Consider the following 12616-nt stretch of genomic DNA (forward strand, 5'->3'; position numbering starts at 1 on the left):
AACACCATGAATGAAGAAATCCTGATCAATGTCACGCCGCAGGAAACGCGCGTCGCGCTCGTTCAACAGGGCGCCGTCCAGGAACTTCATGTCGAACGAACGCTGTCGCGCGGCCGCGTCGGCAATGTCTATCTCGGCAAGGTCGTGCGCGTGCTGCCCGGCATGCAGTCGGCGTTCATCGACATCGGCCTCGAACGCGCCGCGTTTCTTCATGTCGCCGACATCTGGCATCCGCGCATCGCCGGCGAAGCGCAACATCAAACACCGCATCAGCCGATCGAAAAGATCGTCTTCGAAGGTCAGACGCTGATGGTGCAGGTCGTCAAGGACCCGATCGGCACCAAGGGCGCGCGGCTGTCCACGCAAGTGAGCATCGCCGGGCGCACGCTCGTGTATCTGCCGCAGGAGCCGCACATCGGCATCTCGCAGAAAATCGAAAGCGAAGCCGAGCGCGAGGCCGTGCGTGCGCGTCTGACCGCCGTGCTGCCCGCCGACGAGAAAGGCGGCTACATCGTGCGCACGATCGCCGAGGATGCGACGAGCGAAGAGCTCGCAGCCGACGTCGCGTATCTGCGCAAGACGTGGGCGACGATTCTGTCGCAGGCCCAGCGCATGCCGCCCACCAGCCTGCTCTACCAGGATCTGAATCTCGCGCAGCGCGTGCTGCGCGATTTCGTCAACGATGACACATCGCGCATCCAGGTCGATTCGCGCGAGACGCATCAGATGCTCGCCGATTTCGCGGCCGAGTTCACACCGGCGGTATCGTCGAAGCTGCACCACTACACCGGCGAGCGGCCGCTGTTCGATCTGTACAACATCGAGGCCGAGATTCAGCGCGCGCTATCGCGTCGCGTGGATCTGAAGTCGGGCGGCTACCTCGTGATCGACCAGACCGAGGCGATGACGACGATCGATGTGAACACCGGCGGCTATGTCGGCGCGCGCAACTTCGACGACACGATCTTCAAGACCAACCTCGAAGCCGCGCATACCATCGCGCGGCAACTGCGGCTAAGGAATCTTGGCGGCGTGATCATCATCGATTTCATCGATATGGAGAACGTCGAGCATCGCGACCAGGTGCTAGGCGAATTGAAGAAGGCGTTGTCGCGCGATCGCACGCGGGTGACCGTCAATGGTTTCTCGCAACTCGGGCTCGTCGAGATGACGCGCAAGCGTACGCGTGAGTCGCTCGCGCATGTGCTGTGCGAGCCTTGCCCGATTTGCCAGGGCAAGGGGCAAGTGAAGACTGCGCGCACGGTGTGCTATGACGTGTTGCGGGAGATTTTGCGCGAGTCGCGGCAGTTCAATCCGCGCGAGTTTCGCGTGGTCGCTTCGCAGCAGGTGATCGATCTGTTTCTCGAGGAAGAGTCGCAGCATCTGGCAATGCTGATCGATTTCATCGGCAAGCCGGTGTCGTTGCAGGTGGAGTCGAATTTGAGTCAGGAGCAGTACGATATTGTCTTGATGTAATCGCCAAATGCCTTATCCAGTAAGGATAGCGGCTAAAAAAATGGCCGATTTTTCGCGCTAGCTACCCATCTAGCTACCCATTTTAGGTGCGCTGGCGATGAACGAGGATCAACGGGCCGTTCCCTGACCGTCAGAATTCGAACTCAGAAAAGAAAGGCCCGCACGGATCGCTCCGGCGAGCCCTTCCTGTATAGATGACGCGCTATCGACACTCGCCCTGCGATGCCCAGCCCTCGGCCAGAATCGCACCGATAGCGATCAATGAAAAAAGCGTGGCCGCGAGGACATACACACTCCATGTGGCCACGGGCCGCCGGCTGGGTCTGCGCTCGTTGGTGGTCATGCCGCGTGAGGCTTCGGCCGCGCAGCGACGCATCGTTGATCGATGTTGGCGCGCACGACCGGGTTACCTAGCAACTGGTGAGCATCAAGCACGCCATAACGGGCCCGAAGCGCTTTTTCGATCTCTTGCCACCCTGCATACTTGCCGCTGTCGGCAAGGCTGTACGCTGCTCGCCGTACGGCCTCGCGTCGCCCCGCCCCCAGCACATCCCGGCTCGTCATGGTTTGCCTCTGACGTAAGGGTGTCGCTTACATCATAGGTCCCACGACTGGACACGTTTGCGCATTGTCAACTGTGCTTCCTTCACTGCGGCTGTATGCAGAATGACGGTGAGCAGCGTGAAGCCGGTAGCCAGGTTCGTCGCCATTCGGACAAGCTCACTGGGCAAGCACCCGAGTCTTCTGTTCAACAAACTCCGCCTCGGTAAGAGCACCGCGCTCCCTTAGGACGGCCAGCCGTTCTAGCTTCGAAACAATATCGTCTGTCTGTACTGCCGCGGTCTCTGACGGCGTAGCGACAGGGGCAGGTCTTCGGTATACGTTCAATGCATCGCGTACTTTGTTGGTGAAGCCCGCCACTGTCTGCTTCCGGACATTCTTAATCACGCGCTCACTGGCCGCGTCCTCGATGCGGATGGTTCCGAAAACCAGTCCTGTGCTACCAGACACTGCGTTTATCTTGTCCAGGTTGATAGAGACTTGCTTCAGTCCGAACAGAAGGCCCTTATCAAGGAAAATCACGCGATGGTCAGTCAAGGCAATCAACCATGTGCTGTTGTCCATCACCCCTGATGCAAAAGCTAAAACCTGCTCGCCGTCCATGAGGATTTCGGGGAGGTGATTCAACTCTTTTTTCGTGAAGAACTGGTCATCGCCAATTTCGCGGGCGATGCGGTTGTACTCAGCTTTCAGCTCCTGCTTGCTGGCATTCTTAAAATCAAACATCGTGGGGGCCTTCTCCTGTTTATCGGTACTCGTCAATCTCGATGGTGCCGCCCATCGCTTCCGTCATCGCCCGAATGTCGTCGGGCACGTCGGGCACGCGGTCGCCGGTCTCGTTCATCCAGTAGCACCAGATCGACATAGCTACCCCGTCCCGGCAAACGAGATCGCGAAGACCGTGACGAGGCAAGGCGAGCGTCTTTATCAGGTACCGGAGATGCGGTTCCAACTGATTGCTTTGCACAGCGTGCTCGCTCTCAACTGCCCAGGAGCCACGTTTCGCCGGATGGTCGCTGAGCTTGCCAGATGGATAAAGGTACGGCTTTCCCTTCGTTCTGCTCCGACTCGGCGTCACGCCGAAATAGTCGGTCCAAAAGTCCGGCGATACGGCGTCCCCATTGATGTAGAACGTCGCATGAGCAAGCGGCCGGGTACTTGAGGAATCAGGGTGCATAGTTGTGGATGTTGTCATCGAGCAGTTGTCCGTTAAATTCGACGCTTCCGTCGTCGTGGAAAATCACGTTATCCGATGGGCGCAATCCATTCTCTGGCTTGAGGAGGTGCAGCATTTTGCTGAAAGTGTTCTGGTCGTAACCAAGCATCTTCGCGGCAAACTTCGGACTATTCGTTGAGGCCGCCAGATCTTCCACGTCACCGCTTACCGCATCCGGCGTGTAGTCGAACGGCTGCGCATCGCCGAGCGGTGTAGATGTGTCGCTGGTCGTTTCCGCGCCTGCGACCTCAGCCTCGTCGTCTGTGCTGTCGCTGTCACCAAGCGCGGCTCCGGCCACCGACTCGACCACGCCGAGCAGGTCGAAGCCACCGCCGCTACTGCTGCTGGACATTGCGGCGCGCGCGGCCATCCGTCTGACCTCGATGGTGGCGGGATCGTACGGGCTGGACAGGACCGGCTCGCCGTTGAATGAGGTGGTGCCGGGAGGGAACAGATTGGGTGAGCGGCTCCAGTAGGTTCCACCTTCACCCCCTGATGACGGCCAGCGCAGCGGTGCAGGGGTGGGGCTGTACACACGCCCCAGCGCGGAACGCCGGTCACGGTGGACCACCGGGACGAGCCGCCCATCTTTCACCGCCTGCCTGAGAACGCGCTCGATACTCGCGTTGTCGGTCGGCAGGTTCCAGTGCGCGAGACCCAGCGCATCCCTGACATAGATCTGGATTTCGCGTAGAGCCTGACCGCCCGTGATCGTCCGCAGGTCCAGGCGTGGCCGGAAATACCTGTCGAAATCCCGCCGGTCCTGTTCAAGCTGCCTGCGCGCGTCTTCTTCTTCGTCGTCCCGCCTGTCGTCCCTCATGAACGACGACCAGCCTCGCGAGCGGCTGCTATCTCGATCCCAAAACAGGCTGCTGCGCCGTTCTCGCTCCATGCTGTGATACTGGCTGGCGGCATGCAGCGTGCACTGCCAGCTGCACTCCAGCGGAATTTCTAGCGTGTGCCAGGGCATACGATGGTCTCTATCCGTGTGACGGCGTAAACCTAGCAGATGATTGCCGCGCCGGGTTTTTGGGATATGGCCGTCATGCCATGGGTGGGTCGTCGGCGCAGCGATGCGCGTTATCTGGTTCGCCATATCAAGGAATCGCGCTGCCCAGCCGGGAACCGGCGTACTGCCCTTTATCCTGACTGTCGACGTAAATCGACCATAGACCTCGCAGGGAATGACACCGTAAAGTAGTTGCTTGCCGTCGATGTTCTTGGAGAATCGAGCGGATGAAGAAACCTTCTCGCAGCGAAGCGGAGGTATTTGTTGATCTGGCTGCTCTCACGCGCGCGCCAGGCTACCTTCACGCAATCGCACAAATCTGCTATCGCGATAACCTGGTGACCTATGCGAACGAGATGAAAGCCTCGGACCTGGAGAGACTTTTCAGCCGGGAGCGTCTCATTCGGACCGAAATCACCACGATCCTTGGGCTGCTCGTGCGGGCGCCAATTGAGTTTTCGCAACCTGCTGCGAGCATCTTGCAGGGATACGTCGATCGTACCGACCGCCTCATGGAGGAACTGCACGAGGCCGTGGGATTTCCGATTTGGGAAGCAATGATCGATGTCGGCAAGGCCGGACAGCGAGACGTCGACATCTGGCGTGCTGAAGCTCTGCGAGAACCCATTTTTTACGGTGGCGAGTCGGCCTACAGTTTCCAGTATCGGGAACTAGTCTCGGAGAAATACAGCGCCGACAATCCTTGGCTAGTCGAAATCAAGGGGTTCTCCGTCATTCAAGCGCAGACGATCGCCCGTACGATGTGTGCGCTACTTGATGAAAAGGTGACCCGGGCCTTAAACGCGATGAAGAAATCAGGGGTCTCGCCATTGAGCTGGCTCTCAGCCTTCGAGCAGTCGCCGGACGAGATCGCGCTCCGATCCGGCCTGCCTATTGAGCAAGTACGAGCGTTCCTCGACGCGTTTACATTACGCGGCAACAACACCCAGTTCCAGTCGCTGGGGGATTTCAACGCGCTGAACGCGACGCCGCTACTGGCTGCTGGCGGCGACAGGGTGCTTCTGTTTCAGCACTACAGCATCTACGAGTCCCTGTATGAGTCTCCGTTCTATTGGATGATGGCCGACAAGGCCTATCAGGCAACCGCCGCGCAACACCGAGGCGCATTTACGGAGGCGTTCGCCGCTCGGCGCCTGGCGAGCGTGTTCGGAATAGAACGCGTACACAGCAATGTGCATCTGGGCCAAAGCAAAGGGACGACCATCGGCGAAATCGACGTGCTCGTGGTTTTCGGCGATCGGCTGATCATTGTTCAAGCAAAATCGAAGAGGCTGACCTTGGAGGCACGCCGCGGCAACGACGGCCAGTTGCTTAAGGACTTCGCTGCCGCTATCCAAGACTCATACGATCAGGCGTGGCTGTGTGCGCAGGCGATCCTCGCCGGCGACTGCAGATTGCTGGACGCCAAGGGAGCGGAGCTTTTGCCGCCGCTCTCGCCGACGGAAATCCTCATCTTCAATGTGGTTGCGGATCACTATCCCGCACTGGCTTTCCAGACCAGGCAGTTCCTGAAGTACCAGACTTCCGACAAGGTCCCCGCGCCCTTTGTGATGGACGTGTTCCTGCTCGACACGCTGACCGAGATGCTCAATACGCCGCTTCGGCTTCTGAGCTACGCAAAACTGCGAGTCGAGAATATTGAACGGCTGAGCATGAGTCACGAGCACACGGCGCTCGGCTTTCACCTAAAGAGGAACCTCTGGATCGAGTCAGAAGTCGACGTGATCCAGTTGGAGGACGATATCGCCGTCGACCTCGACCTGGCGATGACTGTGCGGCGCGATAACGTGTCGGGCGCGCGCACGCCAGAAGACATCCTCACCCGTCTTGCGGGTACGCTGTTCGAGCATCTTCTCTTTCAAATCGAGAAGCAGCCCGACCCGGCCACGATGGAACTGGGCTTTCTGCTGCTGGCATTAGGCGAGGACACCTGCCAAACCATCCATCACGGGCTAGAGTTCATTACGCGCCGGACTCGAACAGACGGAAAGACCCATGACTTCACGATCGCGGGTGATTACGGTGGAATTACCTTCCATTGCAACCCTGTGCCGTCCAAAGACGCAAAGACAAAGCTCGGGGCCTATTGTGAATGTCGCAAGTACGCGCGGAGGGCACAGAGATGGTTTGGAGTCTCCTTGGATGCCAAGGCCAACCTACAGTTTGGGGTTGTCGTGGAATCGAACTGGCAGCAGTCCGACGAAATGGATCTGACCACTGCTGACATGCGGCAACCAATGCCCGCCGCCAAATTTGCCGAACAAATACGCGGATCCCCGCGCGTCAAGGTCGGACGCAATGATCCGTGTCCATGCGGCAGCGGCACAAAATTCAAAAAGTGTTGTCTTGGGAAGCCGGCTACTGCATGGGCTCCGTAGTCCAAGAATGTAGAGAAAAGGTGCGAAAATACAATGCTAACAACAACCTTTCAATTGGCTCGGGGCCCTACCCAGAAGCGGCTTGCGGGCGGCAGGAAGGCGCAAATCAGGCTTTATGGTGGGGCTTTCTCTCGACCGGTCCTCTGCCGAACGGCGCGCAAAGTGCAGTCGTAAAAAAAGCGCAGTCAAAGTTCCGGGGTAATTCTGGCACCAGAATCGATCGTTTTCGAGTTCATGAAATCGCTGCAAGCCTTACCCACAAAGCCTTTCGAAGGGTCATGATAAAAACGCATGAAGGCGATTGTGACTGTGACTGGACCTCTTTTGGAACCGAAAATTACTTAAAGACCGAGCGTCGCAGCATTCCCCGCGGTTGGTCGATGCTCCAGGAGTACCTTTTTTTGTTTTTCGGGCCTGCCGTGGGCGTACAGGCCGCGTGGCGGGCTGCAAGAGGCACGGTGAGGGCTTGTGCCTCTCGCGCCCTCGTCGTCTGTACGCGGGTTCGGTTGGTCAAACATCTACAGTACCGACCGCTTACCCGCGCGCAGCGCGGGCCTTGGTGTACCGGGCAATGACTCGCCCTCCAAGCCCACACCATTTCTCATCAAGTGGCTGCGTGGCCGCGTCCGTCAACAGGTCACTCTTCCTGCTTGCCATGTTGTCTCCAAAGCGCAGCGGCATGCGTCCGGAAGGACTGTGCGCCGGCTTGCTGGTCAGCAGCCGGCGCGGTTGATTCGGGGGCCGTCTCACTTGCTTGTATTGGGTCGCCGCTGGCCTCGTCACCGTCGAGCGTTCCATCGGCTTCATCTGGGCTGCTGTCGGTAGCACTCGCGCCGTATTGCGTCCAGAGTGCGGCCGCCCGTTCTCCGAAGGCTTGCGCACTCGCGCCGGCCTGACCGACGACACCAGCGGAAATGCCAGCGCCGCCGCGTTGGCCATTGCCTTTGGGAAACGTCGCCAGGAGACTCCCCGCCGTTTCCTGCGCCATGCCGGGGGTAAGGGCGAGCATCACAGCCGATTTGTGCCGGCCTTGCGCCGCTGGGTGATTGAGAATGGCGGCAATGCGTTCGCGCTCGAGCCGCGCGCCTGCGTCGTGGCCCGCATCCCAGTTTACCAACTGCTCGGGGACACCGATGCCTAATACCGCAAAAAGCGATCTGTTGTAGAAGTGCGTTACAGGCACGCTTCCTCCGTGATGTGCGGGCATCCTTTAGGCGTCGTGATAACTGCAGGCCACCGACACATGGTACGCCAGACCACTGTATATAAATACAGCATTACTCCGACGATGACACGCGCGGTAGCGGCGCCTTCGGGCGTCTCCCCGTCAAAGAGCCTTCTTCCACTTCGGCTCAGTTCTTCTGCGCTCCTGTGGCTTCCCATTCACCTGCTCCCACGTGATCATCGGATGGTCATCGATCTTGCGCGGCGGCTTGAACCCAAGCTCGCGCTCGATCCATCGAATCTGCGCAGCCCCTTGCTTCAAACCTCCAGTCAGTAAAATCAGTTCATCGTTCGTCCGGATCGTCATAGCGAAGGGATGTCGATAAAGGCTTATCGGGCCATGGAATGGCGAGTTCACTGTCTTGAAATTCTGGGTGCCGCGCTGGCGGGTAAACGCTAGTCGCCGAGGGGTCTTTTTCATCCTACATTAGCTGCGCAGTGCAAAACTAATCACCAGCATGAGGTATCTATGGCCACGGGAAAGAAAGACGCGTCACTCGCGAGCAAACAGCTGTCCAACAAGAAGAGCACGCCAGCCCAAAAGTCGGTTGCCGGATCCGATCTGGCACAAGCGAAGAAGCCGGCAACAGCAAAGCCGAAGAAGAAATAATCCGCAAGCCTTGAGATGGCCGACCCGCCCAGTGGCGGGTTTTTTGTTTTGGCGCCTCCCTTAGAGCGCAGTCTTCCATTTCGGCGATGCACATGGAAACCTTATGAGCAAGAACCACAACCGTCGTCAGCGCAAGAAACTGCACATCGGAGAATTCCAAGAGATGGGCTTCTCCGCCACTGCACGCTTTATCCCGGATACCCCGGCCGCTCAGCGCGAGGCGATCCTCGATGCGTTCATCGCGTTCATTGAAGAAAATGGAATGCTGGCGGCCGTCTCGACGAGCACTGATTTCGACGCCTTTATCATTTCGGACGCGCCACGTGGATCGACGACCGAAGACCAACGATCCGCGGTGCATTCCTGGCTGTCTACGCAAAACTGCGTGACCGATTCGGTGGTGGGCGAGATGGTCGACGCGTGGCATGCATCGCCATAACAACGGCGCCAAGGCGGCCGACCAAAAGGTTACGCGGAGTCCCCGTTGGGGGTGACCTCTTCGGGGTGGTGGCTCGGGTTGGACTCATTCACCCCAGCTACTTTTCCTTCCGCTTAAACTCCTCAAGCTTTTCAAGAAATTTTCGCAGGTCGGATGGCTTACTCTCGGGGCTCGAAATGCAGATCCGCGCATGCACGGACGCGTTCGACTTTACGTCAGGCAGTGGGGTAGGCCTTACCAAGCAAGCATCGAGGTACGCATAGAGCGAGTCACGGTCATACACATGTGTCTTGTGACCCAGCTTGTAGCGCTTTATGATCTCGCCGCCCCGGTTAATGCGGCTGATTGCGTACCGCGGCACACTGAGGATCTCAGCCGCCTCGGTCGCGCTAACCCGCTTTCCATTTGCGATGTCTGTCACGATCAGATTCCCGTTGTTCGATGGGCCCAGATTACCCTCCACGTTTGACAACGCGGTTGCCGACGTCGCGTTTCGCCCATGATAGGATCGGCTCACAACCGACCCGGAGGAGGCCGTCATGGCATTCCAAGAGACGAAAGGCAACAAAACCGTCGAAGCCTGCGTGCAGGCAGCTCCCGGCGGCATGTTCAAGGGCTATGTCCGAATAACCGTAAAGCGCGGAACTCAAATCCTCCGTCACGTTGTCGGTCGAGATGCGGGCCGTCCGGTCAAAACCGAGGCTGAAGCCATGGGACTGGCAGAGGAGGCGGCCAAGCGGGAACTGGCTCGGTAGCTATCGTCTAGCGAACACCGTGGCCCAGACAGAAAATAAGTTGCATTGCCACGGCCGAATCACGGGGCACATGCTTCTAAATACCTTGCTCTTTCTGATGCTTCTTGGCCTGAAGCACCCAGGCTGCGGCACGAAGTCGATTGGTACCGCCTCGACGTGATCGAACATTGACGGTTGAGATTCTGCAACGCTCTCCGCGCGACGCAGCCTCGTCTCGAGCGTGCTGGCCGGGATCGCCAAGTATCTCGCGATCGTCTGCCGATCATGGTCGAAGTGATTCAACGTCCGGAGATAGGCGACCGCCTCGGTAAATCGCTCGGCAAGACAACGCTCTTGTGCCGCGAGCTCCTCGGCACGTTCTATTGCGATCTCGGGCTCATAGACATCCGGCGCGGCCAGACTAGCGCCGACGGAATTTGGCAGAAAATCGCCGTCGTCACCCGACTGCTCGTGATCGAGCTGCACGGCGAACCGCATCTTCCGGTTCGCGAACTTGCCAAATGCTTTTCGCAGTTTTGACAGCACGGCAGTCTGTAGGCGCTCGTCCTCCGGCTCGATGGCCTCTCCAATCTCGCTGCGAACATCCTGCGCAGCGATCCAAGCTTCAGTCTTCAAATCGTCGACTGACTGCTCCCCTCGGGTGCCATATGCAAGGCGCCTAAGTTGATCGAGCATCGGTGAAATCAGGCGTGCGAAGAAATTCTCGTGTTGGTCCTTTTCCATCCGAAGATGCTAAAACAAATCGCTATATCGAAAAACAGCCCTAAACGGGCTAGCAACCGGATAGCATCACCTTAAAGTTGACTTATGCAAACTAGATGGTAGTCAAACGCCGAAACGGATCACCGGCCAGTGCAGCCGCGTAGCCCTCGGCGCGAGCGTTGTAGTTTTCGGTGTACAGGGTGAAATCGCCGTCATGCGTTACAGCTGTTCATGCCGAGCTGGGCGAGCCGCGGCAGTCTTGGACGCTCGAATGAACGTGCAGCAGGCACGGCAGACAGCACGCGCCCGAATAGCTGCGACGGCGTGACAGTCACATAGTACGGCCGGATTTCCTGTTCGATAGGCGCGCCGCCCGTGCACGACGCTTGCGGCGTTGACACGACCGCGATCACCTGGCCGCTCTCGATCGCGGACTGGAGCTCTCGGGCGAGTTGCTCTGGCGCAGAGCCGCTAGCATATGCGCCGCCACGCGCATTGCGCATGAACCCGACGAGCTGCGCTAGCTGGCGCGCGTCGTACGTGAGTTCCCATGAGCTAGCCGAGGTAATGAGCTTGCGACCGGCACGCGCCTCGTCGCTCAATGCGTTGCCGCGATATTCCCGTCGCGAGTAGAGCCTGCAGCGCCGGCGCGCCCCGACTTTGAAGTCAATCGCCATCTATCTGCAACCCGATCAACATGCGTTGCGCCTCCAAATCACTCTGAAGCGGGTATATCTAGCACGACGCGGGAGACGGGGGAATATGTTCGACACAATTCATAACATTGTTTCGTGCACCGCCCCGTCACGCGGTACTCAACCGGCAAGCGTTGCACGACCGACGACACAACATCGACCTATCTGGCCGCTTACCTCGATCCTGGCGAAGTAACAGAGAACAGGCGGCACTGTTGCTTGAAAGCGCCGTCCCGAGATCACGTCCATGCATTCATCAAAGCAGGACTCTCGACTGGTGGCAAATCCCACGGAGAGCCTAGATTGAGGCCTCACTATCACCGCGACTATTACGCGGCATTTCTGGTCGACCCGGCTGGCAATCGCGTCGAGGCCGTCTGTCATACCTCAAGCCCTAATCTCTCAGCCGCCACGTCACACCCCGTCTGCTCCAACACAGCCTGCGCCCTCTGGTGCAGATTGCGGCCAGCCAACGACGCATCCGGCGACCTGGCCCACGTGCCCAACGCGGCCAACATCGGCGCGAGGGTCGGGTCCGCGTGCGTGCGCGCGTGCGCCTTCGCGAACATCGCGCCGACGCGTGATGCGTTCCTGCCCCTCCGTTACGCCTCGCGGTACGCGACTTGCTGGCCGAAGCGGAGCGGACCGGCAACGCTACACGCCGCGCGGCAGCGCTGCCTCGATGAACACCGCGCACAACGCTTCCATGCCCTTCGCGTCCTCCTCGTCGAAGCGCGCGACGACCGGGCTATCGACATCCCACACGCCGATCAGCGTGCCGTCGGGCGCGACGAGCGGCACGACGATTTCCGATTGCGACGCCGAATCGCATGCGATATGGCCGGGAAACTCGTGCACGTCGCGCACAACCTGGGTCTGACGGGTATGCGCGGCCGTACCGCAGACGCCCTTGCCCAGCGCAATGCGCACGCACGCGGGCTTGCCCTGGAACGGGCCGACCACCAGTTCGCGGCCGTCGTGAAAGTAAAAGCCGGCCCAGTTCAGATCGCTCAACGAATGAAAGACGAACGACGAGAAATTCGCGGCGTTGGCGATCCAGTCCGTTTCGCCGGCCAGCAGCGCGCGCGCCTGCGCGACCAGTTCTTCATATTGCGCGGCTTTGGGCAGATGCGAGGTGGAGGAAACTTCGAACATGACGGCGTCCGTGATCAGAGCAGGATGGAAAGCGGTAAGGGGTAAAGTGTAAAGCAAGCGCAATCCCCGCGCGCGGGTGTCGAACGCTGTGACACGCGCCGCGCGTCTACGCTCGCCGTCCCCCTCGGTTCTCGACTATCCCTTCTTATTAATAGTTTCTATCTTGATAACATCAATATTCATTTCGCATTAGCTTAAATCGAACGGGTTTTTTGTCGACTCTATTTTTGCTATATTACCGGCCGTGTCTTTTGCCTATAACTCGTCACGTCAGAACACACGCGACGCGTTAGGTCCCGCAAATACCGGAGACATGCTAGCGGCAGCAGAAAAAATGATGCTTAATGTGATGATTACCCCCGTGATCGCAATGGC

Annotated in this window: 13 protein-coding genes; 5 read left to right on the forward strand and 8 right to left on the reverse strand. The window is 58.8% G+C overall.

Features of this window, described 5'->3' with window-relative positions; translation table 11 throughout:
* Window positions 1-6 precede the first annotated feature (6 nt).
* The gene (rng, locus tag F6X40_RS05125) at window positions 7-1476 is read left to right on the forward strand and encodes a ribonuclease G (RefSeq protein WP_090803712.1); all 1470 of its coding nucleotides are present in this window, start codon (window positions 7-9) and stop codon (window positions 1474-1476) included.
* 720 nt (window positions 1477-2196) lie between these two features.
* On the opposite strand, the gene F6X40_RS05130 is transcribed toward rng, so the two are convergent.
* Genes F6X40_RS05130 through F6X40_RS05140 form a run of 3 tightly spaced genes read right to left on the reverse strand, consistent with a single transcriptional unit; the run spans window position 2197 to window position 4223 of the window.
* Window positions 2197-2763 carry a PH domain-containing protein gene (locus F6X40_RS05130; protein ID WP_187627024.1) on the reverse strand — a complete coding sequence of 189 codons (567 nt, stop codon included), beginning with the start codon at window positions 2761-2763 and terminating at the stop codon, window positions 2197-2199.
* Between the two features lie 19 nt (window positions 2764-2782).
* Window positions 2783-3214, reverse strand: a complete 432-nt coding sequence (locus tag F6X40_RS05135) for a DUF4279 domain-containing protein (RefSeq protein WP_187627111.1) — start codon at window positions 3212-3214, stop codon at window positions 2783-2785.
* Window positions 3204-4223: a hypothetical protein gene (locus tag F6X40_RS05140; RefSeq protein ID WP_187627025.1), complete on the reverse strand. Its 1020-nt coding sequence runs from the start codon at window positions 4221-4223 to the stop codon at window positions 3204-3206. The genes F6X40_RS05135 and F6X40_RS05140 overlap by 11 nt, the downstream gene beginning before the upstream one ends.
* A 266-nt stretch (window positions 4224-4489) precedes the next feature.
* On the opposite strand from F6X40_RS05140, the gene F6X40_RS42140 reads away from it, so the two are divergent.
* A complete protein-coding gene (locus tag F6X40_RS42140; RefSeq protein WP_187627026.1) occupies window positions 4490-6661 on the forward strand; it encodes an SEC-C metal-binding domain-containing protein in 2172 nt (723 codons plus the stop codon).
* A 637-nt stretch (window positions 6662-7298) separates the two neighbouring features.
* Here the strand turns inward: F6X40_RS42140 and F6X40_RS05150 are convergent.
* Both F6X40_RS05150 and F6X40_RS05155 read right to left on the reverse strand, forming a co-directional pair.
* Window positions 7299-7844: a hypothetical protein gene (locus tag F6X40_RS05150; RefSeq protein WP_187627027.1), complete on the reverse strand. Its 546-nt coding sequence runs from the start codon at window positions 7842-7844 to the stop codon at window positions 7299-7301.
* A gap of 144 nt (window positions 7845-7988) precedes the next feature.
* Window positions 7989-8306, reverse strand: coding sequence for a hypothetical protein (locus F6X40_RS05155; RefSeq protein WP_143037144.1), 318 nt, complete (start codon window positions 8304-8306; stop codon window positions 7989-7991).
* Between the two features lie 48 nt (window positions 8307-8354).
* Here F6X40_RS05155 and F6X40_RS05160 point away from each other — a divergent pair, with 48 nt between their 5' ends.
* The 3 genes from F6X40_RS05160 (at window position 8355) to F6X40_RS05170 (ending at window position 9689) form a co-directional block, all read left to right on the forward strand.
* Window positions 8355-8495: a hypothetical protein gene (locus F6X40_RS05160; RefSeq protein WP_167368630.1), complete on the forward strand. Its 141-nt coding sequence runs from the start codon at window positions 8355-8357 to the stop codon at window positions 8493-8495.
* Between the two features lie 103 nt (window positions 8496-8598).
* Window positions 8599-8934, forward strand: coding sequence for a YggL family protein (locus F6X40_RS05165; RefSeq protein WP_090803699.1), 336 nt, complete (start codon window positions 8599-8601; stop codon window positions 8932-8934).
* Window positions 8935-9473: 539 nt separating this feature from the next.
* Window positions 9474-9689 (forward strand): hypothetical protein, encoded by a 216-nt coding sequence (locus F6X40_RS05170; RefSeq protein ID WP_090803696.1) that lies wholly within the window; start codon window positions 9474-9476, stop codon window positions 9687-9689.
* Here the strand turns inward: F6X40_RS05170 and F6X40_RS05175 are convergent, their stop codons facing one another.
* The 3 genes from F6X40_RS05175 to F6X40_RS05185 form a co-directional block, all read right to left on the reverse strand.
* Window positions 9690-10412, reverse strand: coding sequence for a hypothetical protein (locus F6X40_RS05175; RefSeq protein ID WP_187627028.1), 723 nt, complete (start codon window positions 10410-10412; stop codon window positions 9690-9692).
* 191 nt (window positions 10413-10603) lie between these two features.
* Window positions 10604-11068 (reverse strand): hypothetical protein, encoded by a 465-nt coding sequence (locus F6X40_RS05180; RefSeq protein ID WP_187627029.1) that lies wholly within the window; start codon window positions 11066-11068, stop codon window positions 10604-10606.
* 672 nt (window positions 11069-11740) lie between these two features.
* A complete protein-coding gene (locus F6X40_RS05185) occupies window positions 11741-12241 on the reverse strand; it encodes a GAF domain-containing protein (RefSeq protein ID WP_187627030.1) in 501 nt (166 codons plus the stop codon).
* Window positions 12242-12616: the final 375 nt, after the last annotated feature.

This window comes from Paraburkholderia sp. UCT31 (assembly GCF_014397655.1).
Taxonomy (GTDB): domain Bacteria; phylum Pseudomonadota; class Gammaproteobacteria; order Burkholderiales; family Burkholderiaceae; genus Paraburkholderia; species Paraburkholderia tuberum.